The sequence below is a fragment of the Bradyrhizobium sp. BR13661 genome (assembly GCF_029892425.1).
In the GTDB taxonomy this organism is placed as follows: Bacteria; Pseudomonadota; Alphaproteobacteria; order Rhizobiales; family Xanthobacteraceae; genus Bradyrhizobium.
In genome coordinates this window covers 599,226-621,004 of record NZ_JARXWB010000001.1, presented here as the reverse complement: position 1 = coordinate 621,004, position 21,779 = coordinate 599,226, and the positions used below count along the sequence as shown (strand labels likewise).

The window sequence follows — 21,779 nt, the reverse complement described above, 5'->3', positions numbered from 1 at the left end:
GACAGAGCATGGCCGGGCCGCGCAACATCAGCGTCAGCGAGGCAAGCCGGCCGGTACTGCCGCGGCACGCCAAGCTCAAATATGACGAAACGCGCAAAGTCTGGGTGATCCTGGCGCCGGAGCGCGTGCTGGCGCCTGACGAGATCGCCGTCGAGGTTCTGCAGCTCTGCGACGGCAAGCGCAGCGTCGGCGACGTCTCCGATCAGCTCGCGGAAAAATACGCAGCCCCACGCGAGGCGATCCTCACTGATGTCATCGCCATGCTGCAGGATCTCGCCGACAAGGGCTTTCTGACCGAAGCCCGGGAGAAGACGCCATGAGCGATGTGCTCCCGATCATCCCTCCCGACGCCAGCGACAGCCTCACCGTGCTTGAGAAGAGCCGCTCGACGGCGGAGACCTTCGGCATTCCGCTCGCCGTGCTGCTCGAAATCACCCATCGCTGCCCGCTGCAATGCCCCTATTGCTCCAACCCCGTCGAGCTCGATCGCTCGGGCAAGGAGCTGACCACCGACGAATGGAAGAAGGTGCTGAGCGAGCTTGCCGAGATCGGCGTGCTGCAGGTGCACTTCTCCGGCGGCGAGCCGACGGCGCGCAAAGACCTCGTCGAGCTGGTCAAGCACGCCACCGATGTCGGGCTCTACACCAACCTCATCACCTCGGCCGTGCTGCTGACGCGTGAGCGGCTGAGTGAGCTCGCCGATGCCGGGCTCTGCCATGTGCAGATCTCGTTCCAGGGCATCGAGGAAGGCCTCGCCGATCGCGTTGCCGGCTACAAGGGCGGCCATCGCAAGAAGCTCGAAGTCGCCAAATGGACGCGCGAGCTCGACCTGCCGCTCACCGTGAACGCGGTGATGCACCGGCAGAATTTGCACCAGCTGCCCGAGATCATCCAAATGTCCATCGATCTCGACGCCGACCGGCTCGAGGTCGCCAATGTGCAATATTACGGCTGGGCCTTGAAAAACCGCGCCGCCTTGATGCCGACCGTGGCGCAGCTCGATGAATGCACAGGCCTCGTCGAGGAGGCGCGCGAGCGGCTCAAGGGCCGGCTGACGATCGACTACGTCGTCCCTGACTATTACGCGCTGCGGCCGAAGAAATGCATGGGCGGCTGGGGGCGGCAGTTCTTCAACATCTCGCCCGCCGGCAAGGTGCTGCCCTGCCACGCCGCCGAGAGCATTACCGGGCTCGATTTCTTGTCCGTGCGCTCCAACCATTCAATCGCCTGGATCTGGCAGAACTCCGAGGCCTTCAACAGATATCGCGGCACCGGCTGGATGAAAGAGCCGTGCAAGAGTTGCGAGTTCCGCGAGATCGATTTCGGCGGCTGCCGCTGCCAGGCCTTCGCGCTGACCGGCGACGCCGCCAACACCGACCCCGCCTGCGCGCTGTCGCCGCTGCACGAGACCATCTTCAAGCAGGCCGAGCGCGAGGCCGAGGGCGAGACCAACCGCTTCATCTACCGCAATTTTGCGGGCGGCACCCTGGAATCCGGGAATGATGCCTGACGCCGACGCAGGCAAAGCCGCCAGGCGCGCCGATCCCTTTGCGCCGCTGACATCAGACATGCTCGATGTCGGCGACAGCCATGAGCTCTATGTCGAGAGCGTCGGCTGCCCCAATGGCATCCCCGCGATCTATCTGCATGGCGGTCCCGGTAGCGGCTGTCAGCCCGATCATCGCCGGCTGTTCGATCCCGAGCGCATGCACGCGGTGCTGTTCGACCAGCGCGGCTGCGGCCGCAGCCGTCCGAAGGGATCGCGCGCGCACAACACGACCGCGCATCTGATCGCGGACATGGAGAAGATCCGCGAAAAGTTTGGCATCCCACGCTGGATGGTGGTCGGCGGCTCCTGGGGCGCGACGCTGGCGCTGGCCTATGCACAGGCCCACCCTGAGCGCGTCTCCGGCATTGCTCTGCGCGCAACGTTTCTGGGCACACGGGGAGAGGTCGAAACCGCCTTCACCTCGCGCCTCGCGCAATTCTATCCGGCGCTCTCAGAGGATTTTCTGAGCGTGTTGCCGCCGGAGGAACGCGCGCGGCCGGTGGAAGCCTATTATCGCCGCATCCTCGATCCTGATACGGCTGTGCACGGCCCCGCCTCGCGCGCCTGGCACGACACCGAGCGCGCGCTGTCGGAACACAAGGCGGCCAAGGCCCGCATCGACCTTGCTTCGCTGAATGTCTGGCGCACGCTGCCGGCGACGCCGTTCATGGAGGCCCATTATTTCGTCAACAATTCCTTCATGAACGAAGACCAGTTGTTGCGAAACGCCGGCAAGCTCGCAGGCATTCCCGGCATCATCGTGCAGGGCCGCTACGACCTGTTGTGTCCTCCTGAGACATCCGCACGGCTCGCGAAAGTGTGGCCGGGTTCCGAGGTCAGGATCGTGGAAGAAGCCGGGCATTCGCTCTATGATGCCGGCGTGCGGGATGCGGTGATGAGGTCGATTGCCGATCTCGCGTCGAAAGCCGCGCGCTGAGGCGCGAAAGCAAGGATAACAAGAACAATGCCGCTCGCCGGGACGGGCATGCTGCTGACGTCGATGAACATCGATGCGGCAGATGAAGCCGATTTCAATCGCTGGTATGATCGCGAGCATCTGGAAGAGCGCGTCGCAATCGAGGGTTTTCTCGAAGCACGCCGCTATGTCGCCCATGCTGCCGATCCCAAATATCTCTCGCTGTATTCGACCGTGACGCTGGACGTGCTCGACAGCCCGGCCTATCGCACCCGGCTCGCCAACCAGACCGAATGGTCGCGGCGGACCATGGCTCATTTCAAGAACATGCTCCGCGTGGTCGCGCGCATCACGATCAGCAAGGGCACCGGCCGCGGCGCCGCGCTTGGCCTGGTGCGGCTGCGCCCCACAGCCGATCATGCCGGCGCGTGGCGTGATGCACTGCAAGAAAAACTGGCGCCACAGAATCGCGATGGCATCATCTCGATGCATCTGCTCGAAAGCGAGCCGGAATTGTCGGGCGCCACGGCGGATATTCCGGCGATGCGCAATGAAGGCGCGCGCGACTGGTTCGTGCTGATCGACGGCACGCAAATCGGCGCGGTCTCGGCTGTCATCGCCGAACGCTTCACCGGCCCGGCCGCGGCGCCCTTCCCGCTGCCGGTTTCCGTCGGCACCTACAGCCTGATGTGGGACCTCGCGAAGAGCGATATCGAGCGGGGCTGATGTCGGGCCGACGTCGTCATTGCGAGCGCAGCGACTTGTCCGCCGAAGCCTTGGCGAAGGCGGAAGCAATCCAGAATCCCTCCGCGGATGCACTCTGGATTGCTTCCATGCTGCACCGCCGCATGAATGTGCACGGCTGTTAATGCTGTGCACGCTTAGCTCCCATGAAACGCGGTGATCGCGCAAATTTGCCGTTGCACCTCGGAACCGTTCCAATAAGCTAACCCAATGACGTCATTCAGAAACCAGATCGAAGCGCGCTAAGCGTCTGACAAGCTCAAAGAAAAGGCCGCCGGGTCTTTGAGCCCGCGCGGACGAGGCTAGGAATGAAACCGACCGACATCGCGGCCCCCGATTACTTTCACAAAGTGGTCGATTGCCAGTGGGCGTGTCCTGCGCACACACCTGTTCCCGAATACATCCGATTGATCGCGCAAGGTCGCTACAGCGACGCCTACATGATCAATTGGAAATCGAACGTGTTTCCCGGAATCCTGGGACGCACCTGCGATCGTCCATGCGAGCCGGCCTGCCGGCGCGGACGCGTCGAGGAAACGCCGGTCGCGATCTGCCGCCTCAAGCGCGTCGCCGCCGACTTCAAGGACGACATCAAGCAGCGCCTGCCGCATCCAGTTGCGAAGAACGGTAAGCGCGTCGCGTTCGTCGGCGGCGGTCCGGCCTCGCTGACGGTGGCCCGCGATCTGGCGCCGCTCGGCTATCACTGCACCGTGTTCGACGGCGATCCGGAAGCCGGCGGCATGATGCGAACGCAGATCCCCAAATTCCGCTTGCCCAATTCCGTCATCGACGAGGAGACCGGCTACATCCTGGGTCTCGGCGTCGAATTCAAAGGCGGCCACCGCATCGAGAGCATGAAGGCGCTGCTCGCCGAAAAGTACGACGCCATTTTCGTCGGGTCCGGCGCGCCGCGCGGCCGCGAGCTCGACATTCCCGGTCGCAAGGAAGCGGCTGCCAACATTCATATCGGCATCGACTGGCTGTCGTCGGTGTCGTTCGGCCATGTCGACAAGATCGGCAAGCGCGTCATCGTGCTCGGCGGCGGCAACACCGCGATGGATTGCTGCCGCACCGCGCGCCGTCTCGGCGGCGAGAAGGTCACGGTGGTCGTACGTTCCGGCTTCGAGGAGATGAAGGCCTCGCCCTGGGAGAAGGAAGACGCGATTCACGAGGATATCCCGATCCTCAACTACATGGTGCCGATGGAATTCAAGCAGGTCGCCGGCAAGCTGATCGGCGTCACCTTCCAACACGTCAAGGCCGAGTACGACGCCAAAGGCCGCCGCAATCTGGTGCCTTCGGGCGATCCCGATCAGACCATTCCCTGCGACGACGTGCTGGTGGCGGTCGGCCAGGAGAACGCCTTCCCGTGGATCGAGCAGGATTGCGGCATCGAGTTCGACAAATGGCACATGCCCAAGGTCGATCCCAAGACCTTCGTCTCGACCAACCCGAGAGTGTTCTTCGGCGGCGACGCTGCGTTCGGCCCGAAAAACATCATCTGGGCGGTGGCGCAGGGGCACGACGCTGCGCTGTCGATCCACAAGATGCTCTCGGGCGAGGACATCACCGAACGGCCGCTGCCGGAGGTGCATGTCTCCTCGCAGAAAATGGGCATCCACGAATGGAGCTATGACAACGACATTTCCGTCGACAAGCGCTTCAAGGTGCCGCATCGCGACAAGGTGGTCGCGCTGAAGGACATCAAGACCGAGGTCGAGCTTGGCTACGACGTCAAGCTCGCGCTCGGCGAAGCGCATCGCTGCCTGAACTGCGACGTGCAGACGGTGTTCTCGACCTCGCTCTGCATCGAGTGCGATGCCTGCGCCGACATCTGCCCGATGGACTGCATCACCTTCACTGACAATGGCGAGGAAGACGATCTGCGCCATCGGTTGAAGGCGCCCTCGCCGCATCCGGACCAGGACCTCTACGTCTCGTCCGACCTCAAGACCGGACGCGTGATGGTCAAGGACGAGGACGTCTGCCTGCATTGCGGGCTGTGCGCCGAGCGTTGTCCCACCGGTGCCTGGGACATGCAGAAATATTTCATCGAGATGACTCACGCAGGTTCGACATGTCCGACAAAAAGCCGATCAGCAGCGTAAACGACTTCGTCGTCCGCTTCGCCAACGTCAACGGCTCGGGCTCGGCCAGCGCCAACGAGATGTTCGCGCGCGCGATCCTGCGCCATGGCGTGCCGGTGTCCCCGCGCAACATCTTCCCCTCCAACATCCAGGGCCTGCCGACCTGGTACGAGGTGCGCGTCACCGAAGCCGGCCATCTCGGCGCCCGCGGCGGCGTCGACATGATGGTGGCGATGAACCCGCAGACCTGGGACAAGGACGTCGCCGGCATCGAGCCGGGCGGCTATCTGTTCTACGATTCCACCAAGCCGATGCCGTCGACCAAGTTCCGCGACGACATCTCCGTGATCGGCGTGCCGCTCACCGCGATCACCAACTCGACCTACACCGATCCACGCCAGCGCCAGCTGTTCAAGAACATCATCTATTTAGGCGCGCTCTCGGCGTTGCTCGACATGGACCCGAAGCTGATCGAGCAACTGATCAGCGAACAGTACAAGGGCAAGGAGAAGCTGCTCTCCTCCAACGTCCACGCGCTGCATCTCGGCCGCGACTGGGCGTTGCAGAATTTGAAATGCCCGATCGGACTGCGCATCAAGAAGTCCGACAAGGTCGGCGACCGGATCTTCATCGAGGGCAACAGCGCTGCCGCGCTCGGCGCCGTCTATGGCGGTGCCACCGTGTGCGCCTGGTATCCGATCACGCCATCGTCCTCGGTCGCGGAGGCGTTCACCGCGCATTGCAAGAAGTACCGGCACGACCCTGAAACGGGCAAGGCGAAATACGCGATCGTGCAGGGCGAGGATGAGCTGGCCTCGATCGGCATCGTCATCGGCGCCTCCTGGAACGGCGCCCGCGCCTTCACCGCGACCTCGGGCCCCGGCATCTCGCTGATGACCGAGTTCATCGGCCTCTCGTATTTTGCCGAGATCCCGGCCGTGATCATGAACATCCAGCGCGCCGGCCCCTCCACGGGCATGCCGACCCGCACCCAGCAATGCGACATCATCGCCTGTGCCTATGCTTCGCATGGCGACACCAAGCATGTGCTGCTGTTCCCGGAAGATCCGGCCGAAGCCTTCGAGTTCGCGGCGGCAGCCTTTGACCTCGCCGAACGGCTGCAGACCACGATCTTCCTGATGCTGGACCTCGACATCGGCATGAACCACCGGCTCTGCCGCCCGCTGAAGTGGGACGATGCCAGGCAGTATGACCGCGGCAAGGTGATGACCGCGGAGATGCTGGAGGAAGGCCGCGACTTCGGCCGCTATCTCGATGTCGACGGCGACGGCATCCCGTACCGCACCTATCCCGGCACGCATCCGACCAAGGGCTCGTACTTCACCCGCGGCACGTCGCGCGATCGCTATGCGCGCTATTCCGAGGAAGGCTCTGTTTACGCCGACAACATGCAGCGCCTCGTGCGCAAGTTCGAGACCGCACAGGACCTCGTGCCGCGGCCGCTGCAGGCCAATGCTGAACGGCCGACCAAATATGGCGTGATCTATTTCGGCTCGACCTCGCCGGCGATGGACGAGGCGATCGGATTATTGGAGGCGCGCGGGCATCAGCTGGACCGCCTGCGCATCCGCGCCTTCCCGTTCCACTCCAGCGTGGCGAGCTTCCTGGCCGAGCATGATTTCGTCTATGTCGTCGAGCAGAACCGCGACAGCCAGCTCCGCCAGCTCATCGTCAACGAGAACGGCATCGACCCCGTCCGTCTCGTGCCGATCGTGCATTATGACGGAACTCCGATCACCGCACGCTACATCGCAAAAGCCATTGGCGACCACCAGGATCACCTCAAGGTGACCCCGCTCCGCAAGGCCGTGTCATGACCTACATCGCAAAGCCGAAATTCCATCATCCGGGCCTCAAGAAGAACGACCTCGGCTACACGCATCGCGACTACGAGGGCAAGATCTCGACCCTCTGCGCCGGCTGCGGCCATGACTCGATCACGGCCTCGATCATCGAGGCCTGCTACGAGCTGTCGATCGAGCCGCACCGGGTGGCGAAGATCTCCGGCATCGGCTGCTCGTCGAAGACGCCGGACTATTTCCTCGGCAATTCCCACGGCTTCAACTCCGTGCACGGCCGCATGCCCAGCGTGCTGACCGGAGCCAACCTGGCCAATCGCGACCTGATCTATCTCGGCGTCTCCGGCGACGGCGATTCCGCCTCGATCGGCTTCGGCCAGTTCGCGCATTCGATCCGGCGCGGCGTCAACATGACCTATATCGTCGAAAACAACGGCGTCTATGGCCTGACCAAGGGCCAGTTCTCGGCCACCGCCGACCGTGGCTCGAAGAGCAAGAAGGGTGTGACCAACACCGACAACGCCATCGACCTCGTCGCGATCGCGCTGCAACTGGGCGCCACTTTTGTCGCCCGCTCGTTCTCCGGCGACAAGAGCCAGCTGGTGCCGCTGATCGCCGCTGCGATCGGCCACAAGGGCGCGTCCTTCATCGACGTCATCAGCCCCTGCATCGCCTTCAACAACCATGCCGGCTCGACCAAGAGCTTCGACTATGTCCGCGAGCACAATGACGCCGTGAACCGGCTCGACGTGCTGGTCGGCCGCGATCCCATCGCGGTGGACTACGCACCGGGCACGGTCCAGGTGGTCGAGCAGCATGACGGCAGCAAGATCGCACTGCGCAAGATCGACGCCGATTACGATCCGCATGACCGGCTGGGGGCGCAGACCTTCCTCGCCAAGCACGCTGCCAAGGGCCAGATCGTCACCGGACTGCTTTATGTCGATCCCGATGCGGACGATCTGCACACACATCTCAACACGGTCGAGACGCCGCTCAACACGCTGGAAGCCGACACGCTTTGTCCGGGCTCGTCTGTGCTGGACAAGATCAACGCCAGCCTGCGGTGAGGCGTTGCTTCTTACCTCTCCCCACCGGGGAGAGGTGGTCCGAGGTCTGGGCCTGCGCCGTCGCCTAGCCAACAGGCTCCGGCTGAGCCTCAGCTTCCGACACAGCCTGCTCCGCCTGCGCCGGTCGTCCCGCGCCCCAATATTGCTTGCAGGACTCGAGCAGCGTTTCGACGTCCATGGTCAGGCCGCCCGCATTGATGATGACGCTGTCGGTACCGAGCGCCTTGTTCAACAGCGCCAGGGCCTGCGTGGCAAATCCCCCGGAGAACCGCTGCGCGATGAGGGGATCGACCTTGAGCACCACGAACTTCTGGCCGCGCTGCTCCCACGGGAAAACCTTCCGCACGGCGCTCCAGGCGATGGTCTCGTCCGCGAGCCTGGTATCGCGAATGCCGACACGGCTGATGAAGACCTGCGGCCGCCTCGCGGTGATCAGCCGCCACAGCATCCTGAAGGTGGCGAGGCCGAAAAACACCGCGCCGACATAACAGGCATCGACCACGAACCTGGTGATGTTGTTGCCTCCCTGCCAGCTGAACGCGAGCGCGGTGCAGAACGACGTCAGCAGCAGGCTGCCGCCGAAGAACATCAGCAGCCGGGCCCGCGAATACCCGATGGCAAGATTGGGCAAGCTCTGACTTTCGGACATTTCCAACCGCCTCCAGCCATCTGCAACAATCCGGGGCTTATCGATGCCCCTCCCGGCAAGAGGTAAGCCTGGAACCTTGCGTGAAGCTGCCGGAGACATGCCCTTGAACGCGCGGCCTCCGGCTGGCGACTAACCGCTAAATGGCCCCGCCGCGCGCGGTGCGGACCGTCCACGGCTGACCTACCCGGTGCGATCATGAAGCTTGCCCTCATCCTGCCGCTTGCCTTTGCCGCTTTCATCGGCGCTGCCCGGGCCGAGGAAGCCGACGACATCCACGAGGCCACCGCGACTGAGGCCGAGGCCTTCAATGCGCGCATGTATGCGGGCACATCAGGCAAGACGGCCTATGCCTGCTTCGTGCGCCGTTACGATGCCGAGCACCTGGCGCAGCATCCGAAACAGAAGGTGGCTTCGATGAAGCTGCTGGTCTCGGCGGAGACCGACGCAGAGGACAAGCAGCTCCACAATTCTTTCCGGCTCGGCTTCCGCTATCGCCACCGCAGCGGTGATTTCGACTCCAGCGGCTCCTGCCATCACGCGGTCTTCACCAAGGAAGGCAACGAGGTCCGCCTCGGCTGCGGCGTGGACTGCGAGGGCGGCGGCCTCGGCATCGCGCTGTCGAAGGACGACAAATCGGCCGTCGTGCGGCTGGAAAGCATCAGGGTCTGGCTGCACAACAAGCCGACGGAAGGTGACGACCAATCGCTGGTCGCCGGCAGCGATGACGGAATCTTTCGCCTCGACCGGGCCGACAACAGCGAGTGCGCCGCGCTCGCATACGATCGCAAGGAACTCGCCGCGCTCCGCCACAAGTGATATGTCTCCGGCAAGTCGGGCGCAGTTGTCGGGAGAACGCCATGAACCGCCGCAATATTCTGTGGAGCACCGTCTCGGCGTTGGGAGCCGCGTTGGCCGCTTCGCGCGCCAGGGCTGCGACTGACAAGGCCGCGGCTGAACCCGTCAAGTCGGACAAGTTGAAGGTCGTCTATCACCTCAGCGACGCCGACAAGGTCAATTTCGTGCTCGGCAACATCCAGAACCACATCGACGGCGTCGGCGGCCCCGACCATGTCACCCTTGCGCTGGTGATCCACGGGCCGGCGCTGAAGGCGTTTCACCGGGCGCAGGCCAATCCTGACATCAGCGGACGGATCAGCAATTTCGCGAAGGACGGCGTCGAGCTCGCCGCCTGCGGCAACACGATGAAGGCGCAGAACATCACGCTGACGGACCTGCTGCCGGGATTCGTGAGTGCGGAGAAAGGCGGCGTGGTTCGTTTGGCCGAGCTGCAGTCGCAGGGGTATTTGTACTTGCGGCCTTGAGGGCACCCGGTTGCGCTTGACACATCCATAACTCCGGGGTTATGAATTAATCCATAACTCGTGAGTTATGGATTGCCTATGTCCTCCACCCCCGACCTCCTGTTCCGGACGCTCGCCGACCCGACGCGGCGGGCGATCTTCGAGCGGCTTTGCCGCGAGGGTGAGCAGACGGTGGGGGCACTGACGGCGCTGTCAGGGGTTTCCCAACCGGCGGTCTCGAAGCATCTCGGCGCGCTGAAACAGGCGGGCCTCGTGCGTGACCGCCATGAGGGACGCCAGACCCATTACAGCGCGCAGCCCGGCGCGCTCAATCCGCTGATCGACTGGACCAGCCAGATGGCGGGCTTCTGGCAAAACCGGCTCGATGCGCTCGACGATCTCCTGAAGAGGATGGACCAATGAACGAAGCTGCCACCGAAACACGTTCCGTGGTGATCGAGCGCGAATTTGCCTATCCGCCTGAGCGGCTGTGGCGCGCGCTGACGCAGCCGCATCTGATCGAGGAATGGCTGATGAAGAACGATTTCAAGCCTGAGGTCGGCCACCGCTTCAATCTGCGCGGCGAATGGGGCGGCGTGCTGGACTGCGAGGTGCTCGCGATCGAGCCGCAGCGCTCCCTCGCCTACACCTGGAATTTCACGCATGACGACGCGGCCTACGACCTCAAGAGCGTGGTGACGTTCACGCTCACCCCGCAAGGCGCAGGCACGCATTTGCGCGTCGAGCAGGCGGGCTTCCGCCCGAGCCAGAAACAGGCCTATGGCGGCGCGCATGCCGGCTGGAAGCAGTTCTTCACCAAGCTGGACGAGCTGCTGGCGCGAGCCGAATAGCCTCGCCACGTTCGTCATTCCCAACATTCCCCGAGGAGATTGAAATGAGTTCGAGCTTATGGATCAGGCAGATCCATCGCTGGTTGTCGATTGCCTTCACGCTAGCCGTGATCGCCAACATCGTTGCGCTGACCATGCAGATGCAGGCGACGTGGATCGGCCTGATGGCCTTCGTGCCGTTGATCCCGTTGCTTGCGACCGGGCTTTATATGTTTGCGCAGCCCTATTTGGGCCGTCGCGGCGAGGCGAGATCATGAAGAAGGCCGTGACCGCAAAGACGACCAGTGCGAAGGAGGCGGGAGAGCCGTCGCCCTCGAAACTGATCGACGGCAGGATCAAAGAGCTCGGCGACTGGCGCGGCGAGATGCTGAAGCGTATCCGCGCGCTGATCAGGGAGGCCGATCCTGACGTGGTCGAGGAATGGAAATGGCGCGGCGTTCCCGTGTGGGAGCACGACGGCATCATCTGCACCGGCGAGACCTACAAGGCCGTGGTGAAGCTGACATTTGCCAGGGGCGCGGCGCTGGACGACCCCGCCGGCCTGTTCAATTCCAGTCTGGATGGAAATGTGCGGCGCGCGATCGATATCAGCGAGGGCGCGAAGATCAACGAGAAGGCGCTGAGGGCGCTGATCCGCGCGGCCGTGGAGCTGAATATGTCCAAGGCGAAGAAGAAGCCGGGGAAGCGTTCGGTATAGTGGTGCAGCCACGACTCCTCCCTTCTCCCCTTGCGGGAGAAGGTGGCGCGAAGCGCCGGATGAGGGGTCTCCATCGACACGGGAATGCGGCGAGATACCCCTCACCCAAGCGAGCTTGCGTCTGCCAGCATCGCGGCCCTCTCCCGCAAGGGGCGAGGGCACATCAATGCGCATCTCGCCATGTTGCTAGGTAGCCGGCGACTCTATGCCACCGCGGCCGCGATCGGACGCGGGCTGACGACGTATTCGCGCAGCACCTTGTCGTTGGCATCGACCTCGATCAGTGCGACGTCGTAGGTCCAGAGGTCGGCCAGATGCTGCAGCACGCGCTTGGCATCGGTCTCGTTGAGCTGCGAGCCCTTGATGACGCGATGATGCAGGATCAGCCGGCGGTCGCCGGCGAGATCGACGTCGACCACCTCGATATTGGCGTCGATGTAGCCGACATCGTGCTGCCGTGCCAGCTCGCGGCGGACGCGGCGGAAGCCGCGCTCGTCGTGGATGGCGTCGACGCGGATGCCGGCGCGCTCCTCGGGATCGTCGTGCAGATGGAACATGCGGAGGTGCCGCATCAGTTTCGGGCTGAGGAACTGGCCAATGAAGCTCTCGTCGCGGTAGTTGGCCCAGACGTCGCGCAGCACGCCCATCACGTCGCCCTTGCCGGCGATGTCGGGGAACCACTCGCGGTCTTCATCTTGCGGATTGGTGACAATGCGCTCGATGTCCTGCATCATTGCGAAGCCGAGCGCGTAAGGGTTGAAGCCCGAGAAGCGCGGATCGTCGAATTCGGGCTGGAACACCACATTGGTGTGCGACCCCAAAAACTCGAGGAAATTGCCGTCGCTGATACGGCCCTGCTGGTGCAGCTTGGTCATGATGCGATAGTGGACGTAGGTCGCCGTCCCCTCGTTCATCACCTTGGTCTGGCTCTGCGGATAGAAATATTGCGCGATGTGGCGGACGATCCGCAGCAGCTCGCGCTGCCAGGGCGCGAGCCGCGGCGCACTCTTCTCCAGGAAGTAGAGCAGGTTTTCCTGCGGCAGGCCAAGCAGCTTGCGGCGCCGTTCGAGCGAGATCGCGGTACGGGCCTTCGAGGCGCCCTTGGGCACGGTACGCCAGAGATCGTTGAAGACCTCCTCCTCGTGCTGGCGGCGGCGCCCTGCCCGCTTCTCCTCCTCGCGCAGATCCAGCTGCTTCTTGCCGGGATAGCGGTCGATGCCGTGCGACATCAGCGCGTGCGCGGCGTCGAGCGTGCGCTCGACCTCGGTACGGCCGTAGCGCTCCTCGCACTGCATGACGTAGTTCTTGGCAAAATCCAGATAGTCGAGAATGCCTTCCGCGTCGGTCCACTGCTTGAACAGGTAGTTGTTCTTGAAGAAGTGGTTGTGGCCGAAGGCGGCGTGCGCGATCACCAGCGTCTGCATCGTCGCCGTGTTCTCCTCCATCAGGTAGGAGATGCAGGGCGAGGAGTTGATCACGATCTCATAGGCAAGGCCCATCAGACCCTTGCGATACGAGGCCTCGTGATACGCAAAATGCTTGCCGAACGACCAGTGTTTGTAGAACAGCGGCATGCCGACGGACGAATAGGCATCCAGCATCTGCTCGGCGGTGATGACCTCGATCTGGTTCGGGTAGACGTCGAGCCCGAGATCCTTCAACGCCACCTCCTCGCAGGCATCGGTGATGCGCTGCAAGGTGTGGAAATCCCAATCGGCGCCTTCGAACAAGCGTTCCGTCATGGAGCGGCTTTCTCCTGGGAAGTTTCGCGGCGCTGGAACAGATCGTGGAACACCGGGAAGATCTCGCTGCGCTCGCTGACCTTGCGCATCGAGAGCGGTGCGCCGCTGTTTCGCAGGCGCTCATAGAGGGTCCAGAGCGAGGAATCGGAGAGATCGAAGGCGCTGCCGCCCGACTCGCCGACCTCGAGATAGGCAAAGAACTGGCAGACCGGCAGGATTTTCTCGGTCAGCAGCATGCCGGTGAGCTCGCCGTCGGAATAGGAGTTGTCACCGTCCGACGCCTGCGCGGCGTAGATGTTCCAATCCGACGGATTGAAGCGTTCTCGCACGATCTCGTGCATCGCCTGCAGCGCGCTGGAGACCAGCGTGCCGCCGGAGGCCGGGCCGTAGAAGAAGGTCTGCTCGTCGACCTCCTCCGCCCGATCCGTGTGGCGGATGAAGACGATCTCGACATGCTTGTAGCGCCGCTTCAGGAACACGTAGAGCAGCATGTAGAAGCGCTTGGCGAGATCCTTCATGTGCTCGGACATCGAGCCGGAGACGTCCATCAGGCAGAACATCACGGCCTGCGCGACCGGCCGCGGCACCTTCTCGTAGCGGCGATAGCGGATGTCGAGCGGATCGATGAAGGGAATGCGCTTGGTCTTCGCCTTCAGCTTTTCGAGCTGGGCCATGAGCTCGGCGCGCTCGTCCTCATCGGTGCAGGCCTCGATCGCGGCTTCCAGCTCCTCGACCTCGTCCTTGCGGGGGCGCTTGAGCGCGATGCGGCGAGCGAGCGCCAGCTTCACGGTGCGGCTGACGGAGATATTGGCGGGCGAACCCGACGTGGTGTAGCCGGCGCGCTGGATGCCTTCGCTTTCGGTCTGCGCGACCTTGCGCTTGGCGAGATCGGGCAGCTCGAGATCGTCGAGGAACAGGTCGACGAACTCGTCGCGGCTGAGCACGAAGCGGAAGGCGTCTTCGCCGTCCCCTTCGCCGGGACCGGAATCCTTGGCGCTGCCCTGGCCGGAGCGCTGCAGATAGTCGCCCTCGATGAACTTCTTGTTGCCGGGCAGCACCATGTCGCGCGTTCCGCCTTCACGGCGGAACCGCGGCTCGTGCATGCCGTCCAGCGGGATCGTGACCTCACCACCCTCCAGGACGTCCTTGATGTCGCGTTCCTGCGAGGTCTTCTTGACGGCGCCCTGCACCAGGGATTTGGCCCGACGCAAGAACCGCTGGCGGTTCTCAAGACTCTTGCCGCCTGGATTCAGGCGCCTGTCAATAATATGAATGGCCACTTTCTCATCCGCCTCAACCGGCTTGCTTCACGCGCATGTACCATTCGACCAGTCGGCGAACCTGACGCTCGGTGTAGCCGCGCTCCACCATGCGTGCGACGAACTCGCCGTGCTTCTTCTCCGTCTCGCCGTCCTTCTTCGAACCGAACGAGATGACCGGAAGCAGGTCCTCGACCTGAGAGAATATCCGCTTTTCGATCACATCGCGAATCTTCTCGTAGGAGGTCCAGGTCGGATTCTTGCCGCCGTTCTGCGCCCTCGAACGTAACGAGAATTTGACGACCTCGTTGCGGAAGTCCTTGGGGTTGGCAATGCCCGCCGGCTTCTCGATTTTCGTCAATTCCTGGTTCAACAGTTCGCGATCGAGCAACTGGCCGGTGTCAGGATCCTTGAAGTCCTGATCCTCGATCCAGGCATCGGCGTAGTCGACATAGCGGTCGAACAGGTTCTGGCCGTAATCCGAGTAGGATTCCAGATAGGCCTTCTGGATCTCGTTGCCGATGAACTCGGCATAGCGCGGCGCGAGATCCGCCTTGATGAACTCGATGTACCGCTTCTCGACTTCCTCGGGCAGCTGCTCGCGGCGGATCGACTGTTCGAGAGCATACATCAGATGCACGGCGTCGGCGGCGACCTCCTGCGGATCGTGGTTGAAAGTCGCAGCCAGGATCTTGAAGGCGAAGCGGGTGGAGACGCCGTCCATGCCTTCGTCGACGCCGGCGGCATCGCGATATTCCTGGACGCTGCGCGCCTTCGGATCGGATTCCTTCAGGCTCTCGCCGTCATAGACCCGCATCTTGCCGAACAGCGTCGAGTTCTCATGCTTGCGAAGGCGCGACAGGACCGAGAATCGCGCCAGCGTCTCCAGCGTCGACGGTGCGCACGGCGCGGCCGCGAGCTCCGAGCCCTGGATCAGCTTCTCGTAGATCTTCTGCTCCTCGGTGGCCCGCAGGCAGTAGGGCACCTTGATGACGCAGATGCGGTCGATGAAGGCTTCGTTGTTCTTGTTGGACTTGAAGCTCGCCCACTCCGCTTCGTTGGAGTGCGCGAGGATGACGCCGGTGAACGGGATCGCGCCGATATTCTCGGTGCCGATGTAGTTGCCTTCCTGCGTTGCGGTCAGCAACGGGTGCAGCATCTTGATCGGCGCCTTGAACATTTCGACGAATTCGAGCACGCCCTGGTTGGCGCGGTTGAGGCCGCCCGAATAGCTGTAGGCATCAGGGTCGTTCTGCGCGTAGGTCTCGAGCTTGCGGATATCGACCTTGCCGACCAGCGAGGAGATGTCCTGGTTGTTCTCGTCACCGGGCTCGGTCTTGGCGATCGCGATCTGGCGCAGCCGCGACGGCTGGATTTTTGCGACCCTGAACTGGGAGATGTCGCCGCCGAAGGCTTCGAGCCGCTTGTAGCACCACGGGCTCATCAAACCGGTGAGACGCCGGCGCGGAATGCCGTATTTCTCTTCGAGCATCGGCCCCAGTTGATCGGGATCGAACAGGCTGAGCGGGCTCTCGAACACCGGCGAAAGTTCATCGCCGGCCTTGAGCACGTAGATCGGATGCACTTCCATCAGCGACTTGAGCCGCTCGGCGAGCGAAGATTTGCCGCCGCCGACCGGGCCGAGCAGATAGAGGATCTGCTTGCGTTCTTCCAAGCCCTGCGCCGCATGCCTGAAGAAGCCAACGATGCGCTCGATGGTTTCTTCCATGCCGTAGAAGCCGGCGAAGGCTGGATAGGTCCTGATAGTGCGGTTCAAAAAAATACGGCCAAGGCGTGGGTCCTTGGCCGTGTCAATCGTCTGGGGCTCACCGATCGCCGCTAGTAACCGCTCGGCCGCATTCGCGTATTTCATGGGATCGCTTCGACACGATTCCAGATATTCCGCCATCGACATGTCGTGCTGGCTTCTCGCCTCGAACGACCGAGCGAAAGCGTTGAATAGAGAATCGTTGTACATGATCCCTCTCCGCGTGAGTTCCGCTACATGCTGAAACGAAAGCGTTACCGGACCGTTCCTCAGGCCGCTTCTCGAATCAGCGTGAGCACATGACCTTCATTGGACACCCGCCTGCCGACACGACGCAACGCACAAGCTAGGCACTCCGTGAATTACGAACAGGCACTTGCCTGTAATTTGTGCGAATCTTGGTCCATCTTGGCGTATTTCCAGAAATTGTCACTGGCTCGCCACATCCGGGCAATACCGGGGCCGATTACCTCCCGGCACTGCAACATGACGATCTGCGAGCGGCAAACTTATGACGCTTGCAGGGCAACGCCTTGGGCGTGCTGTTCATCTTCCTGCTGCAATGCGATGGCTTGGTTGCTGGCAGCGGCCGGGTTGGCTGCGGCGTAGCAATCGCGGCAAGCACGCAGCAGGGTGTCAAAATCGGTCGCCAACCCCTCTGGACGGATAACAATCCGTTCATCCTGCGCGTTGCGCGTGGCGGCTCGGATGCAAGAAAGCTGTCGCTGCAACGCCAGCGTCGGGGTCAGCACAATCACCTTGTGACCGCGGCAGTCCTCAGCCGAAACATCCGCAATCGAGTCCCACAGCAGAAATTCATTGCCGATCCGCAAGTCGCGGATGCCGTAATGGTTGAGGATCACGACCGGCCCGCGCTCAGCCGGCAGCATCCAGACCAACCAGGCGGTGAGCGGGCCGAACAGAACGACACCGAGATAGCCTATCGTCGTGTCATAGCCAGCGAAGTCGCCCCACCAGTCGAAAGCAAGGCTTGCACTGAACAACGTCAACGCGAAGCCCGCCACGACCAGCGGCCGCAGGCGCGTGACGCATTGGCCGATTTCGAGATCATGAGATGAATCGATGCGGGCCGCCGGCGGAATCGATTGCCTGTCATCGGCGACGACAAAACCATCAGGACAAGTCTGCATGCTTTCCCCCAGCATGGCCATTCGCGACCGAGCCCCCATGACGATCAGGCGGACAATTCCCCCCTGATGACACTCCGTGACGCGACAGATCGACCTCACGCAACAACATCTGGCCGAAACGTCTCGGCCAATTTTTATTACGCAAGACCACAGCTGCCGCCTGGATCGTCATGATCGCAACGGAGTTACACTGGGACTATGACGCTAATACCCTTGATTGGTTCCCTCCCGGGAGCATGTAAGCTACAGGATAGCGCGTCAGGACCGGCGCGGAAACCCCCTCCGCCCGCAGGCTTGGAGATAAAAAGCACCATGAATCCCGTCAAAGAACTGGAAAAGCACGGACAAGCCGTCTGGCTGGACTTCCTGGCCCGCGGCTTCATCGCCAAGGGCGATTTGAAGCGGCTGATCGACACCGACGGCGTCAAGGGCGTCACCTCCAATCCCTCGATTTTCGAGAAGGCGATCGGCAGCTCGGACGAGTACGACGCCCCGATCGGCAAGGCGCTGAAGCGCGGCGACCGGACCGTGGCCGATTTGTTCGAGACGGTCGCGGTCGAGGACATCCAGGCCGCCGCCGACGTGCTGCGCCCGGTCTATGACAAGCTCAAAGGCCATGACGGCTATGTCAGCCTCGAGGTCTCGCCCTATCTCGCCATGGACACGTCAGGCACGGTCGCCGAGGCGCGTCACCTCTGGAAGGCGGTCAATCGCAAGAACCTGATGGTGAAGGTGCCGGCGACGCCGGAAGGTCTGCCGGCGATCGAGACGCTGATCGGCGACGGCATCAGTATCAACGTCACGCTGCTGTTCTCCAAAGCAGTCTATCTGGAGGTCGCCGAGGCCTACATCGCGGGTCTGGAAAAATACGTCGCGGGTGGCGGCGATCCCTCGCATGTCGCAAGCGTGGCGAGCTTCTTCGTCAGCCGTATCGATTCCGTGGTCGACAAGCAGCTGGACGAGAAGATCGCCCGCGCCAACGACCCCAGCGAGAAGGAGCGTCTCGCCGCACTGAAGGGCAAGGTCGCGATTGCCAACGCCAAGGTCGCCTACCAGGACTACAAGCGCCTGTTCTCGGGTCCGCGCTGGGACAAGCTCGCCGCCAGGGGTGCCAAGCCGCAGCGCATGCTGTGGGCTTCGACCGGCACCAAGAACAAGGACTACAGTGACGTGCTCTATGTCGAGGAGCTGATCGGCCCCGACACCATCAACACCGTGCCGCCGGCAACGCTCGACGCGTTCCGCGACCATGGCAAGCCGCGCGACAGCCTGGAAGAAAATGTCGAGGACGCCTACCGCGTGCTCGAGGAGCTTGAGCGCTCCGGCGTCTCGCTCGATGCCATCACCGAGGAGCTGGTCAAGGACGGCGTCAAACAGTTCGCCGATGCCGCCGACAAGCTCTACGGCGCGGTCGCCCACAAGCGTGCCACCGTGCTCGGCCCCGCGATCGACCGCCAGCAGCTCTCGCTGGGCGACGGCCTCGGCAAGGCCGTGGCCAAGAGCACCGAGGAATGGCGCGCGTCCGCAAAAACCCGCAGGCTGTGGCAGCGCGACAAGTCGGTCTGGACCGGGACCGACGAGGACAAATGGCTCGGCTGGCTCGACAGCGCCGCGAAGGCCGACGTCGCCGACTATGAGGACTATGCGAGCCGCGTGAAGGGGCAGAAATTCTCCGACGCCGTCGTGCTCGGCATGGGCGGATCGAGCTTGGGGCCGGAGGTGCTGGCCGAGACCTTTGCCCGAAAGGCAGGCTTCCCGAAGCTGCATGTGCTTGACTCCACCGATCCGGCCCAGGTGCGGGCGATGGAGGCCAGGATCGACATCGCCAACACCGTGTTCATTGTCTCCAGCAAGTCCGGCGGCACCACCGAGCCGAACGCGATGAAGGACTATTTCCACGAACGCGTCGCGCAGGCGCTTGGCCCGAGGGCCAAGACCGGCTTCCGCTTCATCGCGGTGACCGACCCTGGATCGTCGCTGGAGAAGGCGGCAAAGAAGCTGAACTACGCCCGCATCTTCCATGGCGAGCCCTCGATCGGCGGACGCTATTCGGTGCTGTCGCCCTTCGGCCTGGTGCCGGCGGCCACAGCCGGCATCGACGTCAAGACCTTCCTCAAGCATGCGCTGTCCATGGCGCGCTCCTGCGGCCCGGACGTGCCGCCGAGCGAGAATCCGGGCGTTCAGCTCGGTCTCGCCATGGGCCTTGCCGGCCTCGAAGGCCGCGACAAGGTGACGATCCTGTCGTCGAAGAAGATCGCCGATTTCGGCGCCTGGGCCGAGCAGCTGATCGCGGAATCGACCGGCAAGGAAGGCAAGGGCCTGATTCCGATCGCCGGTGAACCGCTGGGCGATCCCTCGGTCTACGGCACCGACCGGTTCTTCATCGATATCAGGACCGAAGGCGAAGCAGATGCTGGCCATGACGCGAAGCTTGCCGCGATCGAGGCGGCCGGTCATCCCGTCGTGCGCATCGTGATGAAGTCGATCGACCATCTCGGCCAGGAGTTCTTCCGCTTCGAGATGGCGACCGCCGTGGCGGGCAGCATCCTCGGCATCAACCCGTTCGACCAGCCCGACGTCGAAGCGGCCAAGATCAAGACCCGCGAGTTGACGTCGGCGTTTGAAAAGACCGGAGCGCTGCCGGCGGAAGAGCCCGTCGTCAGCACGAAGGAATTCGATCTCTACACCGACGACCACAACGCCGCTGCGTTGCGCACGATGGGCGCCAATGGCGACCTCGCTTCCTGGCTCAGGGCCCATATTACGCGCTCGCGGCGCGGCGATTATTTCGCCCTGCTCGGCTACATCGCGCGCGACAAGGCGACGATCGAGGCGCTGCAGGAGATGCGGACCGCCGTGCTCGAGAAGCGACATCTGGCAACCGCCGCCGAATTCGGCCCGCGCTTCCTGCACTCCACGGGTCAGGCCTACAAGGGCGGGCCCGACAGCGGCGTGTTCCTCCAGATCACCGCCGATGACGCCAAGGACCTTCCGGTGCCGGGCCAGAAGGCAAGCTTTGGCGTGATCAAGGCGGCGCAGGCTAGAGGCGATTTCGACGTGCTGACCGAGCGCGGCCGGCGCGCGCTACGGGTGCACCTGAAGGGTCCGCTCAAGAAAGGACTTGCGGCGCTCAATGCGGCGCTTAACGACGCACTGAATTAAGGGAATATCTCAATGCAACTCGGCATGATCGGCCTCGGCCGGATGGGCGGCAACATCGTTCGCCGGCTGATGCGCCACGGCCACTCGACCGTGGTCTATGACAAGGATGCCAAGGCCGTCGCCGGCCTCGCCGCGGACGGCGCGGTCGGTTCGACGACGCTGGAAGAGTTCATCTCGAAACTGGAGCGGCCGCGCACGGCCTGGGTGATGCTGCCTGCGGGGCGCATCACGGAAGCGACCATCGAGACGATCGCGGGCGTGATGCAGGACGGAGACGTCATCATCGACGGCGGCAACACCTTCTGGCAGGACGACGTTCGCCGCGGCAAGACGCTGAAGGCGCGCGGCATCCACTATGTCGATGTCGGCACCTCGGGCGGCGTCTGGGGTCTCGACCGCGGTTATTGCATGATGATCGGCGGCGAGAAGCAGGTCGTCGACCGGCTCGATCCGATCTTCGCGGCACTCGCGCCCGGCGCCGGCGACATTCCGCGCACGGAGGGACGCGACGGACGCGATCCCCGCATCGAGCAGGGCTACATCCATGCCGGCCCTGTCGGCGCCGGTCATTTCGTCAAGATGATCCACAACGGCATCGAATACGGCCTGATGCAGGCCTATGCCGAAGGTTTTGATATTCTCAAGAACGCCAACATCGACGCGCTGCCCGCCGATCATCGCTACGATTTCGACCTTGCCGACATCGCCGAAGTGTGGCGCCGCGGCAGCGTGATCCCGTCCTGGCTGCTCGACCTGACCTCGACCGCGCTCGCCGACAGCCCGCAGCTCGCCGAATATTCCGGCTTCGTGGAGGATTCAGGCGAAGGCCGCTGGACCGTGAATGCCGCGATCGACGAGGCCGTGCCGGCTGAAGTCCTGACCGCGGCGCTCTACACCCGTTTCCGTTCCCGTCGGGAACACACCTTCGCCGAAAAAATTCTCTCCGCGATGCGCGCTGGGTTCGGCGGCCACAAGGAGCCGAAGCAGCCGGACGCTTCGAAACCGAAGTAAGA

Annotated in this window: 20 protein-coding genes; 15 read left to right on the top strand and 5 right to left on the bottom strand. The window is 63.2% G+C overall.

The window, feature by feature from the left end:
* The first annotated feature begins 8 nt into the window (after positions 1–8).
* From pqqD to M2427_RS02835, 7 genes are all read left to right on the top strand, one after another.
* Positions 9–320, top strand: a complete 312-nt coding sequence (pqqD, locus tag M2427_RS02865; RefSeq protein WP_280704602.1) for a pyrroloquinoline quinone biosynthesis peptide chaperone PqqD — start codon at positions 9–11, stop codon at positions 318–320.
* Complete coding sequence (gene pqqE, locus M2427_RS02860) at positions 317–1,510, top strand: pyrroloquinoline quinone biosynthesis protein PqqE (protein ID WP_280704601.1); 1,194 nt, start codon at positions 317–319, stop codon at positions 1,508–1,510. Before pqqD ends, pqqE begins: the two co-directional genes overlap by 4 nt.
* Positions 1,500–2,486, top strand: a complete 987-nt coding sequence (gene pip, locus M2427_RS02855) for a prolyl aminopeptidase (RefSeq protein ID WP_280704600.1) — start codon at positions 1,500–1,502, stop codon at positions 2,484–2,486. The genes pqqE and pip overlap by 11 nt, the downstream gene beginning before the upstream one ends.
* Positions 2,487–2,513: 27 nt before the next feature.
* Positions 2,514–3,191 carry a DUF4286 family protein gene (locus M2427_RS02850; RefSeq protein WP_280704598.1) on the top strand — a complete coding sequence of 226 codons (678 nt, stop codon included), beginning with the start codon at positions 2,514–2,516 and terminating at the stop codon, positions 3,189–3,191.
* Positions 3,192–3,517: 326 nt separating this feature from the next.
* The gene (locus tag M2427_RS02845; RefSeq protein ID WP_280704597.1) at positions 3,518–5,317 is read left to right on the top strand and encodes an FAD-dependent oxidoreductase; all 1,800 of its coding nucleotides are present in this window, start codon (positions 3,518–3,520) and stop codon (positions 5,315–5,317) included.
* The gene (locus tag M2427_RS02840; protein WP_280704596.1) at positions 5,287–7,134 is read left to right on the top strand and encodes a 2-oxoacid:acceptor oxidoreductase subunit alpha; all 1,848 of its coding nucleotides are present in this window, start codon (positions 5,287–5,289) and stop codon (positions 7,132–7,134) included. The genes M2427_RS02845 and M2427_RS02840 overlap by 31 nt, the downstream gene beginning before the upstream one ends.
* Positions 7,131–8,186, top strand: a complete 1,056-nt coding sequence (locus M2427_RS02835; protein ID WP_280704595.1) for a 2-oxoacid:ferredoxin oxidoreductase subunit beta — start codon at positions 7,131–7,133, stop codon at positions 8,184–8,186. The genes M2427_RS02840 and M2427_RS02835 overlap by 4 nt, the downstream gene beginning before the upstream one ends.
* Before the next feature lie 64 nt (positions 8,187–8,250).
* Here the strand turns inward: M2427_RS02835 and M2427_RS02830 are convergent, their stop codons facing one another.
* On the bottom strand, positions 8,251–8,835 hold the full coding sequence (locus M2427_RS02830; protein ID WP_280704594.1) for an STM3941 family protein: 585 nt from the start codon (positions 8,833–8,835) through the stop codon (positions 8,251–8,253).
* Positions 8,836–9,030: 195 nt separating this feature from the next.
* On the opposite strand from M2427_RS02830, the gene M2427_RS02825 reads away from it, so the two are divergent.
* The 6 genes from M2427_RS02825 to M2427_RS02800 all read left to right on the top strand — a co-directional run bounded on the left by M2427_RS02825 (position 9,031) and on the right by M2427_RS02800 (position 11,684).
* Positions 9,031–9,651 (top strand): hypothetical protein, encoded by a 621-nt coding sequence (locus M2427_RS02825; RefSeq protein WP_280704593.1) that lies wholly within the window; start codon positions 9,031–9,033, stop codon positions 9,649–9,651.
* 41 nt (positions 9,652–9,692) lie between these two features.
* On the top strand, positions 9,693–10,157 hold the full coding sequence (locus M2427_RS02820; protein WP_280704591.1) for a DsrE family protein: 465 nt from the start codon (positions 9,693–9,695) through the stop codon (positions 10,155–10,157).
* A 78-nt stretch (positions 10,158–10,235) separates the two neighbouring features.
* Positions 10,236–10,559, top strand: a complete 324-nt coding sequence (locus tag M2427_RS02815) for a metalloregulator ArsR/SmtB family transcription factor (RefSeq protein ID WP_280704590.1) — start codon at positions 10,236–10,238, stop codon at positions 10,557–10,559.
* Positions 10,556–10,987: an SRPBCC domain-containing protein gene (locus tag M2427_RS02810; RefSeq protein WP_280704589.1), complete on the top strand. Its 432-nt coding sequence runs from the start codon at positions 10,556–10,558 to the stop codon at positions 10,985–10,987. Before M2427_RS02815 ends, M2427_RS02810 begins: the two co-directional genes overlap by 4 nt.
* A 44-nt stretch (positions 10,988–11,031) precedes the next feature.
* A complete protein-coding gene (locus M2427_RS02805; RefSeq protein ID WP_280704588.1) occupies positions 11,032–11,244 on the top strand; it encodes a hypothetical protein in 213 nt (70 codons plus the stop codon).
* Positions 11,241–11,684, top strand: coding sequence for a DUF1801 domain-containing protein (locus M2427_RS02800; protein WP_280704587.1), 444 nt, complete (start codon positions 11,241–11,243; stop codon positions 11,682–11,684). The genes M2427_RS02805 and M2427_RS02800 overlap by 4 nt, the downstream gene beginning before the upstream one ends.
* A 203-nt stretch (positions 11,685–11,887) precedes the next feature.
* Here M2427_RS02800 and M2427_RS02795 read toward each other — a convergent pair whose 3' ends face one another.
* The 4 genes from M2427_RS02795 to M2427_RS02780 all read right to left on the bottom strand — a co-directional run bounded on the left by M2427_RS02795 (position 11,888) and on the right by M2427_RS02780 (position 17,625).
* Positions 11,888–13,426: a SpoVR family protein gene (locus tag M2427_RS02795; protein WP_280704586.1), complete on the bottom strand. Its 1,539-nt coding sequence runs from the start codon at positions 13,424–13,426 to the stop codon at positions 11,888–11,890.
* Entirely contained in the window at positions 13,423–14,700 is a 1,278-nt protein-coding gene (locus M2427_RS02790) for a YeaH/YhbH family protein (protein ID WP_280704704.1), read from the bottom strand. Before M2427_RS02790 ends, M2427_RS02795 begins: the two co-directional genes overlap by 4 nt.
* Positions 14,701–14,719: 19 nt before the next feature.
* Positions 14,720–16,663: a PrkA family serine protein kinase gene (locus tag M2427_RS02785; RefSeq protein ID WP_280704585.1), complete on the bottom strand. Its 1,944-nt coding sequence runs from the start codon at positions 16,661–16,663 to the stop codon at positions 14,720–14,722.
* 299 nt (positions 16,664–16,962) lie between these two features.
* On the bottom strand, positions 16,963–17,625 hold the full coding sequence (locus M2427_RS02780; RefSeq protein ID WP_280704584.1) for an STM3941 family protein: 663 nt from the start codon (positions 17,623–17,625) through the stop codon (positions 16,963–16,965).
* Positions 17,626–17,916: 291 nt separating this feature from the next.
* On the opposite strand from M2427_RS02780, the gene M2427_RS02775 reads away from it, so the two are divergent.
* Both M2427_RS02775 and gnd read left to right on the top strand, forming a co-directional pair.
* Entirely contained in the window at positions 17,917–20,766 is a 2,850-nt protein-coding gene (locus M2427_RS02775; protein WP_280704583.1) for a bifunctional transaldolase/phosoglucose isomerase, read from the top strand.
* Between the two features lie 12 nt (positions 20,767–20,778).
* Positions 20,779–21,777, top strand: a complete 999-nt coding sequence (gene gnd / locus M2427_RS02770) for a phosphogluconate dehydrogenase (NAD(+)-dependent, decarboxylating) (protein ID WP_280704582.1) — start codon at positions 20,779–20,781, stop codon at positions 21,775–21,777.
* Positions 21,778–21,779: the final 2 nt, after the last annotated feature.

Bases quoted from the DNA above. Each gene is read 5' to 3' on its own strand.
- M2427_RS02820 (WP_280704591.1), top strand. From the start codon at position 9,693: ATGAACCGCCGCAATATTCTGTGGAGCACCGTCTCGGCGTTGGGAGCC.
- M2427_RS02805 (WP_280704588.1), top strand. From the start codon at position 11,032: ATGAGTTCGAGCTTATGGATCAGGCAGATCCATCGCTGGTTGTCGATT.
- M2427_RS02830 (WP_280704594.1), bottom strand. From the start codon at position 8,835: ATGTCCGAAAGTCAGAGCTTGCCCAATCTTGCCATCGGGTATTCGCGG.
- M2427_RS02845 (WP_280704597.1), top strand. From the start codon at position 3,518: ATGAAACCGACCGACATCGCGGCCCCCGATTACTTTCACAAAGTGGTC.
- M2427_RS02810 (WP_280704589.1), top strand. From the start codon at position 10,556: ATGAACGAAGCTGCCACCGAAACACGTTCCGTGGTGATCGAGCGCGAA.
- pqqE (WP_280704601.1), top strand. From the start codon at position 317: ATGAGCGATGTGCTCCCGATCATCCCTCCCGACGCCAGCGACAGCCTC.
- M2427_RS02795 (WP_280704586.1), bottom strand. From the start codon at position 13,426: ATGACGGAACGCTTGTTCGAAGGCGCCGATTGGGATTTCCACACCTTG.
- pip (WP_280704600.1), top strand. From the start codon at position 1,500: ATGATGCCTGACGCCGACGCAGGCAAAGCCGCCAGGCGCGCCGATCCC.
- M2427_RS02850 (WP_280704598.1), top strand. From the start codon at position 2,514: ATGCCGCTCGCCGGGACGGGCATGCTGCTGACGTCGATGAACATCGAT.
- pqqD (WP_280704602.1), top strand. From the start codon at position 9: ATGGCCGGGCCGCGCAACATCAGCGTCAGCGAGGCAAGCCGGCCGGTA.
- M2427_RS02800 (WP_280704587.1), top strand. From the start codon at position 11,241: ATGAAGAAGGCCGTGACCGCAAAGACGACCAGTGCGAAGGAGGCGGGA.
- M2427_RS02780 (WP_280704584.1), bottom strand. From the start codon at position 17,625: ATGGCCATGCTGGGGGAAAGCATGCAGACTTGTCCTGATGGTTTTGTC.
- gnd (WP_280704582.1), top strand. From the start codon at position 20,779: ATGCAACTCGGCATGATCGGCCTCGGCCGGATGGGCGGCAACATCGTT.
- M2427_RS02825 (WP_280704593.1), top strand. From the start codon at position 9,031: ATGAAGCTTGCCCTCATCCTGCCGCTTGCCTTTGCCGCTTTCATCGGC.
- M2427_RS02775 (WP_280704583.1), top strand. From the start codon at position 17,917: ATGAATCCCGTCAAAGAACTGGAAAAGCACGGACAAGCCGTCTGGCTG.
- M2427_RS02785 (WP_280704585.1), bottom strand. From the start codon at position 16,663: ATGTACAACGATTCTCTATTCAACGCTTTCGCTCGGTCGTTCGAGGCG.
- M2427_RS02815 (WP_280704590.1), top strand. From the start codon at position 10,236: ATGTCCTCCACCCCCGACCTCCTGTTCCGGACGCTCGCCGACCCGACG.
- M2427_RS02840 (WP_280704596.1), top strand. From the start codon at position 5,287: ATGTCCGACAAAAAGCCGATCAGCAGCGTAAACGACTTCGTCGTCCGC.
- M2427_RS02835 (WP_280704595.1), top strand. From the start codon at position 7,131: ATGACCTACATCGCAAAGCCGAAATTCCATCATCCGGGCCTCAAGAAG.